Source organism: Actinotignum timonense (assembly GCF_002860685.3).
GTDB classification, from domain to species: domain Bacteria; phylum Actinomycetota; class Actinomycetes; order Actinomycetales; family Actinomycetaceae; genus Actinotignum; species Actinotignum timonense.
This window is the reverse complement of record NZ_CP136960.1, coordinates 889,989-911,835: the sequence shown is the minus strand read 5'-3', so window position 1 is coordinate 911,835 and position 21,847 is coordinate 889,989. Positions and strand designations below refer to the sequence as shown.

Below are 21,847 nucleotides of genomic sequence, written 5' to 3'. Positions count from 1 at the left end.
GGTAGCGACTTTTAGCTCGCGATTTTTATGTCGTAGGCCCCCTCTAGGATGGTGGCATGGCAAAACAACCGGCAACCGTGTACGAATGCAGCGAGTGCGGGTGGTCCACCGGCAAATGGATGGGCCGCTGCGCGCGGTGCGGCTCGTGGGGCACGCTTGATCAACACAGTCCGGCCGCACCCTCCGCGGCTCCGGCCGCTTTAGCACCAACTTCACCGGCGCAACCCATCACCTCGGTGCCGGCTACCGCCGCGCGGAAAATTCCCACCGGGGTATCCGAATTGGATCGGGTGCTGGGCGGTGGTTTGGTTCCCGGCGCGGTAATTTTGCTTGCCGGGGAACCGGGGGTGGGCAAATCTACCCTGCTCTTGGATGTGGCGGCGAAGGCCGCGCGGGCTGCGGCGCGCTTGGGGCGGGCGCCGGTCCTCTATATTTCCGGGGAGGAATCGGCTTCCCAGGTGCGCTTGCGCGGGGAGCGCATCGGGGCGATGGATGAGCATCTGCTTCTTGCTTCGGAAAGTGATATCGGGCGGGCCCTCGGGCATATTGAAAACGCCCGGCCTTCCCTTCTTATTGTGGACTCGGTGCAGACCTTGGCCGATGCTGAGGTAGCGGGAACTGCGGGCGGGCCGGCGCAGGTGCGGGCCGTGACCGCGGCGCTCGTGAGCGTGGCCAAAACGCACGGACTGCCGGTGGTGCTGGTCGGGCACGTCACGAAAGATGGTTCCATTGCCGGGCCGCGCGTCCTGGAACACCTGGTTGATGTGGTCTGCCAGTTCGAAGGGGATAAACACTCGCGGCTGCGTTTGGTGCGCGCGGTGAAGAATCGGTATGGGGCTACCGATGAAGTCGGGTGTTTTGAGCTCACCGAAAGCGGGATTGTGGGCCTACCCGATCCCTCGGGGTTGTTCCTTTCCGCCCGGGATCACACCGTGCCCGGCACCTGTGTATCGATGACTCTGGAAGGGCGGCGGCCCATGCCGGTGGAAGTCCAGGGCCTGGTGGTTCCTTCGTCCGGGCGGCCGCAGCGCACCAATTCCGGGGTGCTTTCCGCGCGGGTGGCCATGATGGTCGCGGTGCTGCAATCACGCCTGGGCTTGAGCCTGGATCAGAAAGATATTTTTGTGTCCACGGTGGGCGGGGCGCAGGCAAGCGAACCGGCCGCGGATGCCGCGATTGCTTTGGCGCTGGCCTCGGCCTATATGGATCTGCCGCTTGCTCCCGGGGTGATCGCCATCGGGGAAGTGGCCCTTACCGGGGAACTCCGCCCGGTCACCGGCCTCCCCCAGCGCCTGAACGAAGCTGCCCGGCTCGGTTTCACCCTCGCCATTGTTCCCGAACGCACCGATAGCTCGAAGCTCCCCGCGGGGATTCGGGTGCAACGCTGCGCGGATATCCGCCAGGCCCTGGAAGCGGTGCTTCCCACCGGGTAAGCCGCTAAGGCCGGGCATAGATGGCGTAGGCACAGAAAGAAAGTGGTACCTGCGCGGCGGGCCCCGGTTAGTTCGCCGGCTCGGAATCCCCTTCCGGCGCGGGTGCTTCGGCACCTTCACCGCTGCCGGCCTCGGGAGCGGGTGCCGCTTCTTGGTTCTCGCTTTCCGTGCCATTTGCCGCGGGGCTCGGATCCGCGCTGGGCGCCGGGCTAGCATCCGTGCTCGGTTCGGCCCCGGCCTCATCATCCGGGCGGGCGGGCTGCTTGCCGCCCCCGGTAATCAGCTCAAAGACGGCGGTAGCGGGAGAAGCTGCGCCGTCGGCAAAAATAGCTTCCGCCTTATACGTGCCCGGTGTGGACAGCGAGCCCGCACTGCCGCACCCGGCACCCTCGTTCCCGCCCGGCCATGTCACCGTGGTCACGGCGTCCATCCCGCGATCCAGCAGCAGACGGCGATGTTCATCCCCGGCCTGGCACGCCGCGGTATTCGCCACCTGGTGCCCGCCGGACGTAATCGACACATTGAGGTTGCCCCACCCGGCATCCACATAGCACGGATTCGTGGTCGATTTATTCGTCAGTTCCACGGAGAAAGATACCGGCGCGCCCGCACCGCGTTCGTTATTCGTCACCCGCATCCGCAGCATATCCGGAGTGCAGGCCACCGGCTCGTAGAAAGCGGTCGGGACCGCAGCCTGGGCTTCCGCGTGCTCCTGAGAACGCGAGGCCGCAAATTTAAACGTCACCACCGCGCCGATCACAATCGCGAGCGCGGCAAAAATCCACAGCCAATGCTTCGGCTCCAAACGCGCGAAAATCGAAGTCTTTTCCCGAACCCGGCTCTGGCCGCGCGGGCCCGCCGGTACCGGGCGGCGCCGGCGAGTAGAAGCCTGGCGCTCCCGGCTAGTGCGCTGGCGGGCACGCTCCTGCCCGGCACGTTCGCGAGGCGAACGCTCTCGAGTGGTTCGATGGCCTGCGCGTTCGCGGGGAGAGCGCTGGCCGGAGCGTTCACGAGTAGTGCGCTCCCGAGTAGTCCGTTCCCGCGCGCTGCGCTCCCGATTGACTTGCTCCCGGCCTGAGCGCTGCCGAGCCGCCGGTGCACTCGTCTGGCCGCTGCGCTGCCCGCGTTCCGAAGGCGCCGATTGTGCCGAGCGCCGCGGCCGCGCAGCCTGCGCCCCGCGCTCCGAGCTCCGTTCCGCCTCGCGCTCTTTCCCGCGGACCGGGCGTTCACGCTGGCTTTCCCCGCGCCTCACTCGCGCGGTTCGCCCAGCCTGCTCCTCGCGCCGCTCGCGGCCACGCCGCGGCGCACCACCCGTGGGCCGCTTATGCGCGCGGCGCTCTCCGCCCGTTTCTTTCACGGATCCACGGTACCAAAACGTGCATAATCCCCGCGTTTCCGGCACACTACAGATAATGCTCAAGAATCTTTTAAGGTGGTACGACGGCGCAGCGCGGCCACTACCGTGGCGCGCGCCCGGCACCTCCCCGTGGGCAATCCTGGTATGCGAAGTGATGAGCCAACAAACCCCCGTCGCCCGGGTCGCGCCCGCCTGGCGGGCCTGGCTGGAACGCTGGCCCACCCCGGCCGACCTCGCCGCGGCCGCCCCCGCGGACGTGCTCATTATGTGGGACAGGCTCGGCTACCCGCGCCGAGCCCTGCGCCTGCGTGAATGCGCTATTGCCCTGGTGGAACGGCACGGCGGCCGCGTCCCGCGCACCCGCGCCGAACTCCTCGCCCTGCCCGGCATCGGCCCCTATACGGCCGACGCGCTCCTCGCCTTCGCCTTCCAGGAACGCTCGGTTGTCCTCGATACGAATATTCGCCGGGTCCTCGCTCGGGTATACGACGGCGTTGCTCTGCCGCCCGCCCATCAAACAGTTCGAGAACGCGAGCGGGCCGCTGCGCTTGTTCCCGCGGATGGCCCGAGCGCGGCGCGCTGGAACGCGGCCCTCATGGAGCTGGGCGCCCTGGTGTGTACCGCACGCGAACCGGCCTGTTCGGGGTGCCCGCTGCGCACCGAGTGCCGCTGGCTGGCGGCCGGGAAACCAAAGAATGCCGCCCCGCGCACCACCCAGAAATTCACCGGGACCCAGCGGGAAGCCCGCGGAAAAATCATGGCGGTCTTGCGCAAGCACCGTGGCGGATGTGCAAGACCGGACTTACTGCGCACTAGTCATCTGAGCGAGGAGCGTTTCGCTCCTGCCCTCGCCTCGCTCCTCGAGGATGGGCTCGCTCAGGAAAGCGAAGGCCGCTACCACCTACCTACCGCTGCGGGCGCGAGCACCTAAGCGACCGGAAGCGGAAGATGTACCGAAGTGGCTGGAGCCGAAAAGTCCACTGGCGTCACCGGAAGCGGAGGTGCCCCCGGAATCGCTGGAGCCGAGGTGGCCTAGAACGTCAGCTAGAAATACCGTGGTATCCGCGATGACGCGGGCGGCTTCAGGCAAAAGCCGCACTCGCTGGAGAAAAGCGTGCATCACCCCGGGAATAACCTCCAGGCGTACGCGCACCCCGCTCACCTCGAGGTGCGTAACCAGCGCCTGACTATCGGCCAGCAGCGGATCACACTCCCCCACCGCGAGGAAAACGGGCGGGCAGCCGCGCAGCTCGGTGCGCAGCAGCGCGGTATCCGGGGCCGTGGCCCGCTCGGTGGGCGAAGAAAAATAGAGGGAGTCGTAGTAGGCGCGATCCGCGGGGCTCATTCCATCGGCGGTATCACCGCCATCCGCAGTATCAATATCGCTCGTAGTATCCGTATTACATGCGGGCTTGCCCAGCGATTCGCAAGCGGCAGTGGCTGCGGCAGTAGCTGCGGTAGCGGGCAGGCCGTATTCGCCGTAGTACAAAACAAGTGCGCTTATCCGCGCCGCAACCCGCTTCCGGGCTGCGGTCTCGGACGCGTCCGCGTGAGCCACGCCCTCACCAGTCAACCGCTTGAGCCGCCACCAAGTCCCTAAGCTCAGGGTTGCCCCGCAAGAATCCCCCACCAGCACGATAGGACAGTTGGGAAAGCGGCGGGCCAGCTCGATAACCACGTCCTCACATTCCTCGGATATGCGCGGGTAGCGCGCCCCGGGCGCCAAAGTGTAATCCACGCTCACCACCGCGGCACCGGTAGCGGCGGCCAGCTCGCGGGTGAGGCGGTCATGGGTGGCCGGGCTGCCCACGCAGTAGCTCCCGCCGTGCAGATACACGATGATGGGCCGGGTGGCGCCCGCCGGGAGCTGCGTCGTCGTACCTAATTCGGTAGGTGAAAGTGCGCGGCGCCCCGTTGGTGAAAGTGCGCCGCACCCTACGGGCGAAAGCGAACCGCACCCCGCGATCCGCGCATCCCGCAGCGGCGAATAGACCCGCACCGGAACCGGGCCGTGCCGGGTCGGAAGCGTATCCGCACGCCACGCAACCTGCGGCCCGCCCTCATTCCACCAGCGGTGCTCGGCTTCGTAACGCGCCTGCATGGCGGCGGGTTCCCCGTGCCCGTGATGCGGGAGGGCGAGCCGGGCGTCCTGCGCCAGGGCCGCCCGCATCGAGGCCGATAATCTCACGTCCGAGCTAGACATAAAGTCATCATAAAGGCCCGAACCGCCCCGGTACGATGAAGGAATGCCTTGTAGCCCCGCGCTGCTCGCCGTGCCGAGCCAGCTTTCCGCAGTCCTCACGAATAAAACCCTCCTCGCGAATACCTCCCTCCTCACCGGTACCACGTTCACGCCCGTACCCGATGCGGTCGGCGGGCAGCTGTGGCTTTCCGCGCTCCTGGCGGCGCTTCCGCTTCTGGTGTTCTTCGTGCTCCTTGGGGTGTTTTCCATTGCCACGCACTGGTGTTCCCTTATTTCCCTCGGCCTGGCCCTGGTCATCGCCGTGACCGGTTTCGGGATGCCGGCGGACCTGGCCGGACTCTCCGCCCTGCAAGGCGCGGCATTCGGGCTTTTCCCCATCTGCTACATCGTGATTATGGCGGTGTGGCTCTACAACCTCACCGAAAGCTCGGGGCGCAGTAAGGACGTCCAGGCGGTCTTCGCGGCGCTGGGCCGCGGGGATATGCGGGTGCAGACCATCCTCATCGGTTTTATTTTCTGCGGCCTCATCGAAGGGCTGGCCGGATTTGGCGCACCGGTTGCCATTAGCTGCGCCATGCTGCTGGCCATCGGCCTACCTCCGGTCAAGGCAGCGCTGGCCACCATGGTGGGCAACGGCATCAACGTGGCCCTGGGCGCCATGGGTATTCCCCTCACCACCGTGGCCCGCATGGGCGGGGTGGCTGATCCCATGGACGTGGCCGCGGTAGCCGGGCGTATTATCCCGGTGGTGGCCGTGGGCGTGCCCCTCCTCCTCGTTTTTATCGTGGACGGCAAACGCGGGGTGAAAGACACCTGGCCGGTGGCCCTCACCGCCGGCATCGGCATGGTGGCCGGGCATGTGATCGCCTCGAATTTCATTTCTCACGAACTCATCGCTGTGATCGCCTCCCTTCTTTCCTTCGCTCTCACCGCCGTGCTGCTCACCCGCTGGCGCCCGGCCCGCACCCCGACCGAATTCGCCAGCGCCCCCGCGGGTGAGAAAATCTCCGCCAGCCGGGTATTCCTGGGCCTGCTCCCCTACCTGCTGGTTGTGGTGGTCCTCGCGGTCACCAAATTGTGGCGGGTTACCGTTCCGGGCACCTCCGGCCCGGGTGGTGCGAGCGGCCCCGGCAGCCCCACTGGCGCGGCCGGCGCCGGCGCCCCGCGCCGCATCGAATTCCTGGCCCAAACCGATATCAGCTTCGGCTGGCCCGGCCTACACGGGCACCTGGTGGACCAGGCCGGTAACGCCCTGTCCACCACCACCTTTACTTTCAACTGGCTCTCCTCCCCGGGGACGATGCTGTTCCTCACCGGAGTGGTGGTCACCGCGGTGTACGCGCGGTGTTCCTCCGGCGGGCGCTACCCCTATTCCTTCCGCACCGGCCTGGCCACCCTGGGTGCCACCGTGGCGAACCTGGCCGTGACTGTGGGAACGATTGCCACCATTATGGCCCTCGCCTACGTCATGAATTTCTCCGGCCAAACCCAGGCCATCGGTGCTTTCATGGCCCTGGCCGGCACCGCTTTCGCGGCGCTTTCCGCCTTCCTCGGGTGGATCGGCACCGCGGTGACCGGATCGGCTACCTCCTCGGCCGCGCTCTTCGGGAACCTGCAAGCCACCGCGGCCGCCGGGGCCGGCATCGACCCGCATCTCCTCCTGGCCGCCAACCAGCTCGGGGGCGGGCTCGGGAAAATCGTCAGCCCGCAAAACCTCGCGATTGCGGCCACCGCGGTACGCGCCCCGGGCAGCGAACCGGAACTGCTGCGCCGCGGAGCTGCCTATTCGCTCGGGTTGCTCGCGCTGCTGACCCTCGTCGTCGTGCTGGCCGCGAGCGGGGTGCTGAGCTTCATTACCGCGTAAAACGGACGCGCGCTGCGGCTAGCCAACCGGGGCGTCTGCTCTGCAACTAGCCAAGCCGCGCACTCGCTCGGCAACTAGCCAACCGGCACACCCGCCGTACAGCTAGCCAGCCCGGTCGCACTGGCCTACCCTGGAGAGCATGGCTTTTGAACAAATTACCGACGCTGTTGCTTTCCACGCCGAAGGCCCGGTGTGGTCGGAAAGCTGGGGCGGGCTGCGTTTCGTTGATATGCTGGCCGGCGACCTGCTCACCCTGCGTAGTGATGGCGGAGTGGATCGCCTGGCCACCGGCTCGAAAATCGCGGCATTTGTGCGCCCGCGCACTGGCGGAGGTTACGTCGTCGCCACCGAACGCGGGCTGGCCTTAGCCGATACCGCCACGGCCGCCCCGCGCACGGCCGCAACCCTGTGGAACAGCCCCGCGTACCGCATGAACGAAGGCACCGCGGATCCGTGGGGCTACCTCTACGCCGGCTCCATGCCCTACACCCGCGACGCCACCACCCGCGGCACGGCGCGCCTCTACCGCATCTCCCCCACCCTCGAGGTCAGCGTGGTTTTGAGCGATGTCACCACCTCGAACGGCATCGGTTTTTCGCCCGACCGCACCCGTGCCTACTACATCGACACCTCCACGCGCGCGATTTCTGTTTTTGAGGTCGACGACGCAGGCGCACTTCAGCATCGCAGCGACTTCCACCGCGTGGAAGGTGCGAGCCCGGACGGGCTGACCGTCGACAGCGAAGGGAATGTGTGGGTGGCCCTCAACCGGGCCGGCATCATCCGGGTCCTTGATCTGAGCGGGCAGATCGTGCAGGAATACCAGCTCCCGGTGACCGGGACCACTGCGGTGACCCTGGGCGGTGAGGATGGCAAGGATGTTTTCGTGACCGTCTCACGTGAAAATGATGATTCGCGGGGCGCGGGGGCGCTGTGGTGGATGGACGGGCCGGTGGCCGGCCAACCTACCTTGCCTTTTGCGGGGTGACACCGCCGGTATGGGCAAGCACCGCGCCCGCGTCCACCCCGAGCCGGGCCTGGCGTGCCCGCTGTAAGGCGCGCAGTGCCTCCCAGGCACTCTCCTGCCCCAGCAACACCGCGTCAATGAGCCGATCCTGCGCTTGCTCCAGCACACTATCTGCGCGGCCGGCATCGGAGCGGACTGCCCCAGTGCGGCTGGCATTAGAGCGGCTAGCATCAGCACCGCGGGCCTCCGCCCGGCTGGCCGCGTACAGCATGGTGTGGAAGGTGAGCGGGCGGTGGAGTGCTTCCAGGCGCTTCGAACCGGAAACTTCCACGAGGGTGTGCAGCACCCGGCTGGGCTGCTCCCCGCGGGCCGCGCGCAGCGGGCGCAAGTCCGGGTGGCCGGCCATAATCCGCGCCAGCGCTAGGGATTCACTAATCTCCAGCAGCGCCACGATCTCAGGAATCTCGAAGCCGTCCACGGTAACTACCCGCGGGTGTTTACGTGCTTCGCGCTCGACCAAACCGTCCGCAATCAAGGATTCGACCGCGATGCGGGCGGTGGAACGGGCCACCGAATATTCCTCCGCAATCGCGGCTTCGGCCAGGCGCTCCCCCGGCGCGATATTTCCGGAAAGGATGCGTTCACGCAGGTGGTCAGCCAGATCATCGGCAAGCCGGCGAGCCATCAGCACTCCTTTCCTCCGCGGGATAACGAGCTGGGTGAGTACCCGCTCCCGCCTTATCCTAGGTAAACTGACTGTCAGTTTCCACTGTGATTTTACGCCCGCGCGCCGCACGCACGAAAGGAGGGATCATGGCCGCCACGCGGTTCCCACCGGGCTCTACCTCAGCCCCGGATTACTACCGCTGGCGCGCCCACGTCTTCCTCGTTGTCTATATCGGCTATGTATTCGCCTACACCACCCGCAATAACCTCAAAGTGGTCTCCGCCCGCTTCGTGGAAGAAGAAGGCTGGTCCCTCTACCAGGTCGGTTTCGTGCTCAGCGCCTTCACCCTCGCCTACGGGTTCGGGAAAATCATTTTCGGCATGGTGGCCGACCGCGTCTCGCTGCGCCGGCTCTTCGGCGGGGCGCTCATTATTTCCGGAACCCTGTGCATCCTCACCGGTTTCCCCAGCTCCCCCCACGCTATCGCGGCCCTGACCTTCGCGAACGGACTGGTGCAATCGGCCCTCGCCCCGGCCGCCCTGGTCCTCCTGGGGGCCTGGTACCCCAATTCTTCGCGCGGTTCGCGGGTGGCGATCTGGAATACCTCCCAAAACCTGGGCGCCGCGCTCCTCCCGCTGCTGGCCGGGGCGCTCACCGGCTGGAGCCTGGCCCATTTCCATATTTTCCTCATCCCGGGCCTGTTCACTATCGCGGTGGGCATCTGGGCCTACCGCACCGGCGCGGACCGCCCCTGGCGCCAGGGCCTACCCACCCTCACCATGCTGTTCGGCCCGGCCGGCACCCCGCAGCTGAGCACCCGCGCGGACGGCTACTGGCCCACGGTGGTGCGGGCGGTGCTCACCAACCGCTGGATCCTCACCCTGGTCGGCATTAATACGCTGCTGTATTGCATCCGTTTCGGGGTCATCAACTGGGTGGTTATTTTCGCGGCCGCCCACACCACCGGGCGCGACGGCGAAATCGCACTGGCCGGCGCGGAACTGGCGGCGATTCCGGCTTCCTTCGCTTTCGGGGCCTACGCGGCGCGCTACCCTAACCGGGCTTCGTCGGCCGCCATGAAAGCGATGCTGGCCCTGGCCGTGGCACTCGCCGCCTGGCCCCACCTGGCTTTTAGCAGTTCTTCGGCGGCCGGCGCGCTGCTGCTCGGTGCCCTCATTTACGGACCTCAGGTGAGTATTAATATGCTCACCCTCTCCCTGGTTCCCGATAATGTGGCGGGGGCTGCCACCGGGGTGGTGGGCGCGGCCGGCTACCTGGCCGGCGAAACCCTCGCGAATTTCCTCATCCCCCACCTGGTGACCGGCTACGGCTGGACGGTGGCCTACACCAGCCTCGCCCTCACCGCCCTCATCTGCGCGGCCGGTTACGCGAGCTTGCGCGGCCCGGAAATGCGCAGCCTGCGGTATTAAGTACGACGGCGCAGCTAGCTGGCCGCCAGCACACCCGCGCGGGGCCCGAATCCTCGGGCCCCGCGCCGGCGTCGTCGTACATTATGCAGAGTTAGGCCTGCACCACGGCCTGTTCGCGCCGCGAGAGCGAAAGGTACATAACCCCGGCCGCCACCGCGATGCCGGCGAGCAGCGTGAAGGAGGCCGCCCAGGAGAAGCGTTCGGCGAGGATCGGCATAATGAGGTTCGCGCCCATTTCGCCCACGATATATCCGAAGAGCCCCACGAAACCGACCGCCACCCCGGCCGCCTTGAGCGGCACGAAGTTGAGAGTGAGGATATTGACGATGAGCTGCGGGCCGTAAATCAGCGCGCCCATAAGCCCAGAAACGATGAGGAGCACCACGTAATTGTCGTTGCCCATGTAGACCCAGATGAGGCCGGCCAGGCACAGCAAACCGAGGAAGCCCACCACCGACTGGCGGTTGGGGAGCTTGACGGAAATCCACGCAAAGAGGAAGGAACCGGGAATCGCGATCCATTCCAGCACCGAGAAAGCCGTGGAGTACTGCGCTTCCGTGAAGCCCATTTCGGTGCCGAGGAAGGCCGGCATCCAGTTGAGCACCCCGAAACGCAGGAAGTAGAGCGCGGCGTTGATGAAGGCCACGGTGAGGACCAGCGGGGAGGTGAAAACGAAACGCACCAGGATATGCCAGTAGCTTTCGTCGGGGGTTTCGTCGGTATTCGGTTCGCCGGCCTTCCCGTAGATCTGGCGCAGAGTGGGCATGCCTTCAGCTTCGGGGCGGTCCCCGCCGTACTTCCAGAAGAAGATCGAGAGGCCGAAGACCACCAGGCCCGGGCCCCAGAAGGCAATCGCGCCGCCGCTGGGTCCGCCCAGGGCCAGCAGCCAGGTGATCATGAGGGGCAGCAGCGCCCCGCCCAGGTTCTGCGAGGTATTCCAGATCGCGATACCGGAACCGCGGGTTTTATTCGGGTACCAATTCGCGATCATCGCCATGGACGAAGGCGCGAGCGCCCCCTGCGCGCAGCCGAGCAGGAACATGAGCACCGCGAGCAGGTAGAAGTTCGTGGTAAAACCGATGGCAACGCAGAGCACCGCGGAAAGCCCCAGGCAGCCGGCGAAAATGCGGCGCAGGGAAACACGGTCGGAAAGCATCCCCATGAAGAATTTCCCGAAGCCGTAGGTGATGGTGAACATGGTGAGCACCAGGCCGATTTGCGGCAGGCTCCAGTCGTTCTCCAGGCGCAGGGCTTCGGAGCGGAGTTTGAAATTATTGCGGACCAGGTACGCGCATACGTAGCCGAGGTAGGCCACGAAGAACACCATGCCGCGCCGCCTGAGGTACTGCGCGAAAGTGTCCGGGTGCGCGGCGGCGAATTGCGCGCTGGTGTCCTCGGATTCCGCGGCGGGCGTGGCCGGCCGCTTATCGTCACTCGATGACATCACTACTCCTCCTTGAGCTGAACTGTATGTCAGTTTAAGGAGTGTAGCGCACTATTGCCGCCGAGTGGTAGTCCCGGGCGGTTGGTTGAGTGCGGAATCGCGGCCGCTAGAGGCTTCGTTCCGCGCTTAGGCTTCGCGGTTGATAAACTCCCCTCCGTCGCGCAGCGCCCGCACATTGGCGAGGATAAGCTCTTCGGCACCCACGGGCCGCCCGCCGGCGGTATGCGGGGTAATAATCGTGGCCAGGTCCCACAGCGGTGAATCCGCGGGGAGCGGCTCGGTGGCGGTTACGTCCAGGCCGGCGCCCGCGATTTTTCCTTCGCGCAGCGCGGTGGCCAGGTCTTCTTCGTTCACCGTTTTTCCGCGCCCCACATTAACGACGACGGCGCGACTGGGCAGGGCCGAAAAGACGCTCGCATCCACCACGTTGGCGGTGGCCTCGGTGGCGGGGAGGATGAGAATGAGGACATCGGTATCAGCCAGGAGCTCATCGCGCTGGGCGAGGTTGGCGCCGTCGTACACCTCAATATCACCTTCGGTGCGCCGAGAGGTGGCCAGGCCGCGCACCTGCGCCCCGAAAACTTTGAGCATCCCGGCCAGGTGGCGCCCGATATGCCCGTAGCCCCAGATAGTTACCTTCGCGCCGAGCAGGCTGGTGAGGCGCCCGCCGGGGCGCAGCTCGGTGAAGAAGATGCGATCGCGCGACCAGCGGTGGTTGTGCTGTTCTTCGGTGGCGATGCGCAGGTCGCGCACCAGGTAGAGCGCGAGTGCGATGGCGTGTTCGGATACGGTGGCGTCATGCAAGCCGTTCGCGGTGGCGAGGATGACTCCGGCGGGCGGGTTAGTGGCGTGCAGGCTTTCCGCGCCGGCCATCATGCCCTGGATGAGTTTGAGTTGGGGAAGCTGGGCCACGTGTTCGGTCGCATTCGGATCGAGCCAGACCACGAGGGCTTCGGCATCGCGGTGTTCTTCCGGGATGGGTGCGTTCACATCGAAGATCACCCAGGTGACGCCCGCTTCGGGCGGGAGGGAGAGGTCAAAGCTATTGGGGAGCAGTACTTTCATGGCTTTAGCCTAGTCCGGTGCAGGCGCGCATAACAGGGCGAATGCGCCCGCGCGGTAAGAAAAACTCCCCGCGCGGTTGTGCGAATTTCTGCGCGCTCCTGCCTAGAAGCGGATGGCATCAATCGGTTTGATGCGCAGCGCCATGGTGGCCGGGATAATTCCGCAGAGCGCTCCCACTCCGGCGGAGATCGCCAGGCCAATAAAGGCGGCCAATACCGGGTATCCCACGCTATCCACCGAGAAGGGCAGGTCGAGCCACCGGGCTAGGGGCGCGGTACGGATGGTGATAATCGAGGCGATGACCCCGATGAAACCGGCTGCCGTCGTCGCCACCACGGATTCCAGGAATACCGAGGTGAAGATACGGCGCGCGGAGGCGCCCATAGCGCGGCGGATCCCCATTTCCCGCACCCGTTGCTTCATCGTGACGATGGAAACGGTCAGCAGGCCCAGGGCGCCCACCAGGATCACGATCCCGCCGATGGCCGCGATAATCGCAGTGACCTGGCGTTCGGTTGATTCCTGGCCGCGCATCTGACTTTCGATGAACTGGCCTTCCACCTGGTAGTTCTTCCCCAGGCGGCCCTGGAGTACGGAGACGAGGACCTTCTGGGCTTCCGCTTCTTCCCCGCGCGGCACCAGCACCGAAACGGTGGAGGAATTCATGGGGGAAAGCTGAGCCATCGCGGCGGCGGCCATGCTCTGGTAGGGCACGTGCAGGCGCGGGCTATCCCAGCGCGAGCGGTCCGCAACCACCCCGACTACCGTCATCCGCACCCCGGTGGGTCCGGATAGCGCGATCTGCGGGTAGCTGGCCAGCGAAGGCTCGCCCATCTCCTTGTAGAGCATTTCATTGACGACGGCGGGGTTCATGAGGCGCTCGCCATCCGCTTCGGTGAGCCACCGCCCGCGGGTGAGCTGCACATCGAAGAGCGGGCCGTAGGCCGGGTCCACGGCGAGCATTTCGTAATTCGGTTCCATCATCCCGAACCCGGGGCGGCCACCTTCACCGAACTCGGTGCTGGCAGAACCATCTCCCACGGGTTCGGCGCCTTCTACCGCGCCGCCGCTTTCCAGCTCTCCGCCGCCGCTTTCCAGCTCTCCGCCGGATTCCGCCCCGGCCATGCTTTCGGATTCCCAACCCTCCAGGTCCTGAATATCACCGGTGCCGCCAGCCCCGGCCAGCACCGGCGGGAAGGCGAGGGACACATAGGAAGTGCGCGAGCGCGTCCAATAATTCGCCCCGGCCTTCTCCATGTATTCGGCCACGGTGGTGCCAAAAACATCCTCGCTGGCTTGGGAGCCGGCTAGGGTGCCGAGCTGCGCGCCGGTGGGCGGAGCCACGGGATTCGCGTACGGATTGGCGTAAGGATCGGCATAAGGGTTGGCGTACGGATCAGCGCCGCCCTCCCCGCCGGTGTTATACACCCCGATATTGACGGTGCCGGGTTTGCCCTCCCACTGGGCGAGCTGGTGTTCCCCGGCGGCGCTAATGAGCTGGCCCAGGGCGAGCACGGTTGCCATCGCCCACACCGCGGCCGCCACCCCAACGAGGGAGAGGATAACTCGCCCGCGATCCACTCGAATTTCTTCCCAGGCTTCGAGAACGGCCCCGAAAATGCGTGTCATTTTTCCTCCGGCCAGACGAGCCCATCGTGGATGGTGAAACGGCGATCCGCGCGGGCGGCCACTTTCGGATCGTGGGTGATCATAATGAAAGTGGCGTTATTTTCCCGCGCCATGCTTTCCATAAGATCCATGACCCGCCCCGCGGTATCCACGTCGAGGGCGCCGGTTGGTTCATCCGCGAGGAGCACCTGGGGGCGGCGCACGAGCGCCCGGGCGAGGGCCACCCGCTGCTGTTCCCCGCCCGAGAGCTGGGAGGGCATCGCATCCAGGCGGTCCCCTAATCCCACCCGATCTAGCATCTGGGCAGCTAAGCTGCGGCGTCGAAAAATAGTAGCGGTATCCGAATACAGCAGGGGCACTTCCACGTTTTGCACGGCGGTGCGGCCACGGAACAGATTGAACTGCTGGAAAACGAAACCGAAAAGGGAGCCGCGCAGGTGGGCGCGCGCCGATTCGCTCAAGTCCGCCACATCGCGGCCCTCAAAACGGTAGGAGCCGGTATCGGGCAGGTCGAGCATCCCGATGATATTGAGGAGGGTGGATTTCCCCGTTCCGGACTGGCCCATAATCGCCACGTACTCCCCGCGCTCGATGCGCAGGTCCACCCCGCGCAGAATCGGCAGCGGGCGGCCGTTCGGGAGGGTGACGGTGCGGGTCACCTGCTCAAGCTCTAACATCACATCCCCATCATCGGGTCGGGCGTGGGCTGCGCGCTCGGCACGTACTGGAGGATTTCTTCGCCTTCTTCCAGCCCGCCGGTGATTTGGATTTGGCGCCCGTCCGTGACCCCGAGTTGCACGGTGCGTTTGGTGGGTTGCCCGCCGTCCGCCGCGGGCAGGTAGACCACGCCCTCGCGGAAGCGCCCTTCCACCGCGCTCACCGGTACCGTGAGCACCCCGGTGGTATTGCTCCCCGGGATGGTGAGTTTCGCGGCCGAACCGTCGTAGACCTGCTGTTCGGCGGGAATATCGCAGATAAGGGCGGGTTGCACGCTTCCAGACGCCCCATCCAGACCGCGCGCCTCGGCTTCTTTAGCGCCCAGGCCAGCTCCCGCGCCGGTTTTTTCCGTGACCGTGCGCAGATTGGTGCAATCGAAAGGCGCCGGGCCGTTCGTGACCGCGAGCTGCCCGGCCGGCGGCAGCGAAGCGAGCGAATAGAGCTGTTCGGGTTTCACGCTCACCCGAGCGTGGTAGGTGGCCGGGGTGATCGAACCGATGCTTTCCCCGATGGAAACCGGCTGGCCCACGAGCACATCCACCGCCACGGTGCCGCTCACCGGGGCGAGCACATTTACGTAACTCACTTCGATATAGGGTTCGCCGGGCACTTCCACTTCGGTGCCGTCCTCAAAAGTTTCCACGGTGGCGGCGGTGGTTTTTTCTTCTTCGTGGCGGATCCGCAGCAGCCGGTCACCTTCATTGACGACGGCGCCCGCTTTGACATCGACCACGTCCACGGTGCCGTTGGCGGTGGCCCGCACGGGAGTGGCCGGATTGCGCATGACGGTGGCATCGAGCGTGAGGGAATTATCGATATCCCCCGGCATGGCCACCACCGTGGGGATGGTGAAATCCCCCTGGGCCACGAGTTCCGTGGAGGTGCGTTGGCTCGGGAAAAATGCGAACTTGACGAGCGCTGCGGCGATGACGAGGCCGAGCAGGAGCTTGATGACCTGGAAAATGGTGTCAGTTTTCTTCATGGACGGGCACCTTTGCACACGGGAAATAGGATTCGGGAAGCCGGGCGTGGCACCGAACTACTTGGAAGATTACCGTGACGAGGCCGAAAAATAAATAGGAAAATTCATCACGTTTCTTTTAGTGAGCAACTTACCTTCCGCCGGATACGCCACCGCGCCGCGGGGGCTGGGCCTCCGCGGCGCGGGCGTCGTCGTACCGAAAAATTACTTTCGAGCCGGAGTACTTCCTGAAGCGACCGGGTTATTTCCCCAGCGCGCCAGGTCATTTCCCCGGCCGGCCGGGTTACTTCCCGGGTTTAATGAAGGGGAAGGTGATCGTTTCACGGATCCCCAGGCCGGTCATGGCGGTGAGGAGGCGGTCGATACCCATGCCCATGCCGCCGGTGGGCGGGAAGCCCTGTTCCATGGCGGCGAGGAAGTCTTCGTCCAGCTGCATGGCTTCCGGGTCACCGTTGGCGGCTTCGATGGATTGCTGGGTGAGGCGTTCGCGCTGGATAACCGGGTCGGCCAGCTCGGAGTAGGCAGTGCCCAGTTCCATGCCCCGCACGTACAGGTCCCACTTTTCGGTCAGGCCCTTCTTGGTGCGGTGCGGGCGGGTGAGCGGGGAGGTGTCCTCGGGGAAGTCGTACACGAAGGTGGGTGCGTAGAGCTGGTCCCCGCACAGTTCTTCGAAGAGTTCTTCCACGATTTTGCCGTTCACCCAGAAGGGCGCGATCGCGATATCGCGGGCTTCCGCGAGGGCTTCGAGGCGTTCACGCGGGGTATCCACGGTGATTTCTTCACCCACGGCCGCGGAAACCGATTCGTACAGATCGAGTTTCTGCCATTCGCCGCCCAGATCATATTCGGTGCCGTCATTCAGGGTGACGGTGGTGGTGCCCAGGGTATCCAGGCAGGCCTGCTGGACGAGGTCCCGGGTAAGTTCGGCCATCGTATCGTAGGTGGCGTAGGCCTGGTAGGCCTCCAGTGCGGTGAATTCCGGGGAGTGGGTGGAGTCGGCGCCTTCGTTGCGGAAGTTCCGCCCGATTTCGAAGACGCGATCCACGCCGCCCACCACCGCGCGCTTGAGGTAGAGCTCGGTGGCAATGCGCAGATAGAGGTCCTCATCGTAGGCGTTAATATGCGTTTGGAAGGGCCGGGCTGCAGCGCCGCCGTGGATGGGCTGGAGGATCGGGGTTTCAATTTCCACGTAACTGCGGCGGTCAAAATTGGCGCGCAGCGATTTCATGACCCCGGCGCGCAGCCGCACCATATCACGGGCTGCCGGGCGGGTGATGAGGTCGAGGTGGCGCATCCGCACCCGTGATTCTTCGTTGAGGGCAACGTCTTCGCCGGCTTCGTTCTGGTAAATCTTAGGCAGCGGGCGCAGGGCCTTGGAGGCCATCTGCCATTCGTGGGCGAAAACGGAAAGTTCGCCGCGCTTGGAGGCCCCCACGTGCCCGGACACGAAAATGAAATCGCCCAGGTCAACATCCTGTTTGTAGGCGGCCAGGCGTTCTTCGCCCACGTGCGCGAGGGAGAGAATCACCTGGAGGCGATTGCCGCGCCCGTCTTGGAGGGTGGCGAAAGCAATTTTGCCGCCGGTGCGGGAGAGCATGACACGCCCGGCGATGCCCACCGAGGTCTCGGTTAGTTCTTCGCCGGCTTCAATATCGCTGTATTGTTCCCGGATCTCCGGGATGGTGGCGGTGATAGGAAGTTCGGCCGGGTAGGCTTCGGTTCCTTCCGCGAGCAGGCGGGCGCGCTTGTCCAGCCGGATACGCATCTGTTCCGGGGTTTCACTATCAAGAAATTCACTCACATGGTCATGGTAGACGACGCCGCGCCGCCCGGTCACGTGACGCGGCCCGTATCACCCGATAGACAGGCGGAATATCCGGATAATTTCCGGTTGCTGCCAGGGCTTCGACCGCGGTGATATCGTCCGGGGTGCTATCGCTTGCGGCGGGTGCGTCTTCATTTTTTTCGGCGACGACGCCGCTAGCTGGCGGATCAATAAGTTCGATACCGGCGTCGGCCATGGCGAGTGCTTGTTCTTGGAGTCCGCGGGCGTAGGTGCTGTCCAGTCCGGCGGCGGCGAGCATGCGCTGAACTTGGCCGGCGAGGAGTGCGGTGTGCCGGGAGGCGTGGGTGAGGGCGGCGGCGTAGAGTCCGCGGTTTTCTTCGGCGAGGACGGAAGGTTCTCCCCCGAGTTCGCTCACGAGGGCCATGCCGATGGGGAGGAGTGGCGCAGAGCTGGTGACTGCCCAGGTGGCGCCGATGAGTTGGCGCATATCAAGGGAGGTCCCGGTGAACGTCAAGGCCGGATGGAGGGCGAGGGTGAGGGCGCCGGCGGCGGCCGCATCCCGGAGTACGCCCGTGCCAAAGCGCGCGCTGGTGTGGATGACGAGCTGGCCGGGGCGCCACCATCCCTGCCCGGCGGCGTGTTCCACGACGCCGGGCAGGGCGGCGTCGGGCAATGCAAGGAGGATGAGGTCTGCGCGGGCGAGGAGGTCTTTGGTTTCGCGCGCGGGTACTCCGGGGAGGAGGGCGTCGAGGCGTTCGCGGCTGGCGCTGCTGCGGGCCACCGCACCGATGATGGTGTGGCCGGCGGCCCGCAGGGCTGCGCCGAGGACGCTTCCGACTTTTCCGGCCGAGATGATCCCTATGGTCATCCGGCCCGGTGTCACTTGCGGCCCCGCAACCGATCGTCGATAGCGGAGAGCGCGGCGGTGATGGCCGGCGCGGGGACTCCGAGGCGGGCGGCTTCTTCGAGGACCGCGGTGCCCAGGGAGTGGATTTCGGTGCGGTTGCCGTCACGCAGGTCGCGTGAGAGCGAGGAGTGTGCATCGGGTGCGAGGCGGCGCAGCCACGCGTGGATTTCCGCGGGGCGGGTGGGAACTTTCTCCATGGTGGCGATGCGGGCCAGTTCGGTGCACATCGCTTCGGTGAGTTCCGGGGCGCGTTCCATGGCGCGGCCGATGGGCAGCCCGGTGGCGCCGGTCAGGAGGGCCATGGCGCATTGGTTGCGGAGTTTGCGCCACAGTACCTGGTTTTCGGTGCCGCGGAAGAACACGTCAATTCCACCGTTGAGGAGTACGCGCGCGATTTCGCCGTCCATGGCGGTATCGGGCATTTCCACTTTGAGGAATTGGGAGGTGTGTTCGATAACTCCGGGCGCGGTGCGTTCGCTGATGGTGTAGACGGAGCCGGACCAGGATTCCCCTTCGGTGAGGGTGTGGATGGCACGAGCATGATCGAAGCCGTTGAAGAGCGCCCCCACTTCTTTGGGGCGGGCCGAGCGAATCGACTTTTCGATGCTGGGGAGGGTGTATGCCTTGGTGCACAGGAGGATTTCACTGCCGCGGGCCGGGCTGGTTATTGCCGGCACCTGCGCGGTGAAATTACCGAACCGCTTGGATTTAATAACAATTCCGTTGCGGTTAATAACATCTGCGGTGCGCTCGGTAGCAACAACCGCGACTTTTTGACCGTTGTGCGCGAGAACTCCCGCGATGAGCCCACCAATACCACCCGGGCCGTAGATATTAAGCATGGGAATAATCCTAGATGTAGAAAAATGTAAAAGTGCGGCTACGCGACGTGTTTCACTCTTGTATCGGGCCGAAATCACTTTCAGGAACCTAGCTGCGGCCCGACCCGGGACTATTGTCATTCCCTTGGGGGTACGACGGCGCCGTAGGCGCGCCCGGCTGAGTGGGTGCAGCTGGCGGTGCGGCGGGCCGCACAACCGATGGTGCAGCGGGCCCGGCCGGAGGTAATTCGGGGTGCCAGCCGCGCGGGCCGTTCCCGCGTTCGCGGACGGTGGCGGTGAGGACACGGCTGGCGGTAGCAGCATCCATGTGTTTGGCGTGGGCATCTACCGAGAGCCCCACGGTTGCCCAGCGCAGGGTGCCGAGCTGGAAGCGGCGCTCAAGCGGGCCCTGGCTGATAATAGCGGATTGATAGTGTTCGCGCAGCAAAATTGTTACTTTGCGGTACCAGAACCAGCCGTGCCGCATAATAATGACATCCTCCCCCACGAAAATACCCGAGCGTTTCCACCCGATGGGATCCAACCAGCGTGAGGAGCGCGGGTTGGGAATGAATCCGGGGAGGGCACTGTCATCAAGAAGATAACGGCGTAGCTGGACCAGGCTGGGCACCCCGGTGTGAGGTGGGCGCGCCAAAGCATCGGCAGTTCCAGCGGCAGCGGCGCCACTAGCGGCAGCGGCGCCACTAGCGGCAGCGGCGCCACTAGCGGCAGCGGCGCCACTAGCGGCAGCGGCGCCACTAGCGGCAGCGGTAGTAGCCTCGGATGCGGCATCGGCCTCGGGAAGCACGTCAGCGTCGGCGTCTTTCGCGAAGCCGAGTTCACGCGCAACGGCGAGGACATCCTCGACCGTTCCTACCGGGACCAAGGCATCATTTGCGGTCTTGGCTGCTTCCATCGCTTCGGAAATCGAGCCGGAAATAACGCAGCTTTCTACTTTCCACCATCCGGGCCACAAATTCGGTTTTTTGAAGGCCAGCGCGTGGACGCGATAGGAAGGTAACCCGAGGGTACGCCGGGATAACAGCCCTTCTTGTTTTTCCACGCCTTCGGCCGTGGGTGAGATGCGGGCTCCCCAATTGGCTTGCAGGGAGCTCACGGGCTGCCATATCAGCGCGATGATGAGGAAGAGGAGGGCGAAGGAGCCGCCTTCATCGGTAAGCAGATAGGTGGTGACCGACCCGGCCACCGTGATAATAGCGAGGAAGATTCGCGGGGACAGCACGAGGGATGCGAGGAACCGCCGCGCGGACATGGCATACAGGTGCGGGCGTGCTTCTGGAGCGCTGACGGTGGCAAGATCGGGAACTTCCGAGCTATCCCCGCTGCGCATTTTATCCGCGAGCGAGAGCACGAGGGGCCGCAGTTTTTCAGCGTGGGGCAGCGCCAGCCACCCGATCTCTACTTTTTCTCCACCGGAGGTAATAGTGAGGCTGGCTTGGCGCACCAACCGGGCGAGGAGTTTTTGGGTGACATCCACGCTTTGGATACGATCCCAGCGCACGTGGCGGTGCTGTTTGAACAGCACGCCGCTGCGCATATGCACCCCGTCCGCATCGAACATCCAGGCCATATGCCGCCATTGGATGGCCGCGACGATCCCGGTAATGAGGGTGACTACCACCGCGATACCCACCGCGATCAGCCAGAAGGAACGCAGCAGATAAACAACATCACGCCAGACCATTCCGGGCGAATCGGTATCCTCCAAGCGCTGAATAATCAGCCAGCCGCCCGCGACCAGCACGAAGAACCACAACGAGAGCAGCGAACTCCACGGCGTCCATTTCGAGACCGGCTGCCAGGTGCCCGAGATCGCGGTGCTACTCACTCCGGGTGCAACGGGTAGCGCACCGGGAGCTGCGGGTAGCGCGCCCGGCGTACCCACCGCGCCCGCTGTGCCCGCCAGCTCGGCAGGTGCGGCCGGCAGCGCGCCGCTTACTCCCATCGCGCTTCCCGCTTCCGGGGATGTTTCGGTGCCGGCCATTTAGACCCCTTCCATTTCGGCTACGCCGAGGTGAAGGAGGCGTTCGCGCACCTCATCTGCTTCCGCGGTAGGCAGGCCGGTGATGACCGCATCCGTTTCCATGGAGGCGGTGTGGAGGGTGACTTTCGCGAGCCCGAAGCGGCGCAGCAGCGGCCCGGATTGCACATCCACCGTTTGGATACGCCCGTAAGGCACCACGTCAATGCGGCGGAACATAATCCCGCGGCACAGGCGCAGCGCAATATCATCCATGGCGTAACCGAGGTGATTCACCTGCCGGGACACGATGCGCAGGTGAATGAGGAAACCGAGGATGGGCAGCCCCAGCAGGGGCGCATAATAAGCGAGCGGTTCGGGGCGCACAATAAATCCAGCCACCGCGAGCGCGATGAGGAGCACGAGCCAGAAGCACGCGGCGATAATCCACCGCACCGTGAAGAGTTTGCGCGACACCGCGCGGTAATTCCGCCCAGGATCAAGAGGGGTAGTCACCATGGCTTAACGCTACCAAAGGGCTACGACATAAAAATTGGCCCGGAAAAACACCCGCGCTTGCCGCGGCGCAATGAA

18 protein-coding genes are annotated in these 21,847 nt (G+C 65.1%); 5 read left to right on the top strand and 13 right to left on the bottom strand.

Going from position 1 to position 21,847, the window contains the following annotated elements; all coding sequences use genetic code 11:
• Window positions 1-56: 56 nt before the first annotated feature.
• Window positions 57-1,433, top strand: coding sequence for a DNA repair protein RadA (radA, locus tag CYJ17_RS03750; protein WP_087069926.1), 1,377 nt, complete (start codon window positions 57-59; stop codon window positions 1,431-1,433).
• Window positions 1,434-1,500: 67 nt separating this feature from the next.
• Here radA and CYJ17_RS03745 read toward each other — a convergent pair whose 3' ends face one another.
• Window positions 1,501-2,238 (bottom strand): hypothetical protein, encoded by a 738-nt coding sequence (locus tag CYJ17_RS03745; protein WP_145989736.1) that lies wholly within the window; start codon window positions 2,236-2,238, stop codon window positions 1,501-1,503.
• Window positions 2,239-2,845: 607 nt separating this feature from the next.
• On the opposite strand from CYJ17_RS03745, the gene CYJ17_RS03740 reads away from it, so the two are divergent.
• Window positions 2,846-3,721 carry an HhH-GPD family protein gene (locus CYJ17_RS03740; RefSeq protein WP_087069928.1) on the top strand — a complete coding sequence of 292 codons (876 nt, stop codon included), beginning with the start codon at window positions 2,846-2,848 and terminating at the stop codon, window positions 3,719-3,721.
• Here CYJ17_RS03740 and CYJ17_RS03735 read toward each other — a convergent pair.
• On the bottom strand, window positions 3,692-4,993 hold the full coding sequence (locus tag CYJ17_RS03735; RefSeq protein WP_087069929.1) for an alpha/beta hydrolase fold domain-containing protein: 1,302 nt from the start codon (window positions 4,991-4,993) through the stop codon (window positions 3,692-3,694). The two genes, CYJ17_RS03740 and CYJ17_RS03735, sit on opposite strands and share 30 nt — an antisense overlap.
• Before the next feature lie 43 nt (window positions 4,994-5,036).
• On the opposite strand from CYJ17_RS03735, the gene CYJ17_RS03730 reads away from it, so the two are divergent.
• Both CYJ17_RS03730 and CYJ17_RS03725 read left to right on the top strand, forming a co-directional pair.
• The gene (locus tag CYJ17_RS03730) at window positions 5,037-6,857 is read left to right on the top strand and encodes an L-lactate permease (RefSeq protein WP_180948658.1); all 1,821 of its coding nucleotides are present in this window, start codon (window positions 5,037-5,039) and stop codon (window positions 6,855-6,857) included.
• A 139-nt stretch (window positions 6,858-6,996) separates the two neighbouring features.
• Complete coding sequence (locus CYJ17_RS03725) at window positions 6,997-7,845, top strand: SMP-30/gluconolactonase/LRE family protein (RefSeq protein ID WP_087069930.1); 849 nt, start codon at window positions 6,997-6,999, stop codon at window positions 7,843-7,845.
• Here CYJ17_RS03725 and CYJ17_RS03720 read toward each other — a convergent pair.
• Window positions 7,823-8,509, bottom strand: a complete 687-nt coding sequence (locus CYJ17_RS03720; RefSeq protein WP_087069931.1) for a GntR family transcriptional regulator — start codon at window positions 8,507-8,509, stop codon at window positions 7,823-7,825. The genes CYJ17_RS03725 and CYJ17_RS03720 overlap by 23 nt on opposite strands.
• Before the next feature lie 128 nt (window positions 8,510-8,637).
• Here CYJ17_RS03720 and CYJ17_RS03715 point away from each other — a divergent pair, with 128 nt between their 5' ends.
• On the top strand, window positions 8,638-9,921 hold the full coding sequence (locus CYJ17_RS03715) for an MFS transporter (protein ID WP_087069932.1): 1,284 nt from the start codon (window positions 8,638-8,640) through the stop codon (window positions 9,919-9,921).
• A 91-nt stretch (window positions 9,922-10,012) separates the two neighbouring features.
• Here CYJ17_RS03715 and CYJ17_RS03710 read toward each other — a convergent pair whose 3' ends face one another.
• The 10 genes from CYJ17_RS03710 to CYJ17_RS03665 form a co-directional block, all read right to left on the bottom strand.
• Window positions 10,013-11,365, bottom strand: coding sequence for an MFS transporter (locus tag CYJ17_RS03710; RefSeq protein WP_087069933.1), 1,353 nt, complete (start codon window positions 11,363-11,365; stop codon window positions 10,013-10,015).
• Between the two features lie 126 nt (window positions 11,366-11,491).
• A complete protein-coding gene (locus CYJ17_RS03705; protein WP_087069934.1) occupies window positions 11,492-12,430 on the bottom strand; it encodes an NAD(P)-dependent oxidoreductase in 939 nt (312 codons plus the stop codon).
• 102 nt (window positions 12,431-12,532) lie between these two features.
• Window positions 12,533-14,059, bottom strand: coding sequence for an ABC transporter permease (locus CYJ17_RS03700; RefSeq protein WP_087069935.1), 1,527 nt, complete (start codon window positions 14,057-14,059; stop codon window positions 12,533-12,535).
• Window positions 14,056-14,736: an ABC transporter ATP-binding protein gene (locus CYJ17_RS03695; protein ID WP_035276747.1), complete on the bottom strand. Its 681-nt coding sequence runs from the start codon at window positions 14,734-14,736 to the stop codon at window positions 14,056-14,058. The genes CYJ17_RS03700 and CYJ17_RS03695 overlap by 4 nt, the downstream gene beginning before the upstream one ends.
• Entirely contained in the window at window positions 14,736-15,758 is a 1,023-nt protein-coding gene (locus tag CYJ17_RS03690) for an efflux RND transporter periplasmic adaptor subunit (protein WP_087069936.1), read from the bottom strand. Before CYJ17_RS03690 ends, CYJ17_RS03695 begins: the two co-directional genes overlap by 1 nt.
• Window positions 15,759-16,041: 283 nt before the next feature.
• Complete coding sequence (gene lysS, locus CYJ17_RS03685) at window positions 16,042-17,523, bottom strand: lysine--tRNA ligase (protein ID WP_087071123.1); 1,482 nt, start codon at window positions 17,521-17,523, stop codon at window positions 16,042-16,044.
• A gap of 40 nt (window positions 17,524-17,563) precedes the next feature.
• On the bottom strand, window positions 17,564-18,412 hold the full coding sequence (locus tag CYJ17_RS03680; protein ID WP_087069937.1) for a Rossmann-like and DUF2520 domain-containing protein: 849 nt from the start codon (window positions 18,410-18,412) through the stop codon (window positions 17,564-17,566).
• An 11-nt stretch (window positions 18,413-18,423) separates the two neighbouring features.
• Window positions 18,424-19,293 carry a ketopantoate reductase family protein gene (locus tag CYJ17_RS03675; RefSeq protein ID WP_087069938.1) on the bottom strand — a complete coding sequence of 290 codons (870 nt, stop codon included), beginning with the start codon at window positions 19,291-19,293 and terminating at the stop codon, window positions 18,424-18,426.
• 88 nt (window positions 19,294-19,381) lie between these two features.
• On the bottom strand, window positions 19,382-21,277 hold the full coding sequence (locus CYJ17_RS03670; RefSeq protein WP_101595284.1) for a PH domain-containing protein: 1,896 nt from the start codon (window positions 21,275-21,277) through the stop codon (window positions 19,382-19,384).
• Window positions 21,278-21,772, bottom strand: a complete 495-nt coding sequence (locus CYJ17_RS03665; RefSeq protein ID WP_087069940.1) for a PH domain-containing protein — start codon at window positions 21,770-21,772, stop codon at window positions 21,278-21,280.
• Window positions 21,773-21,847 lie beyond the last annotated feature (75 nt).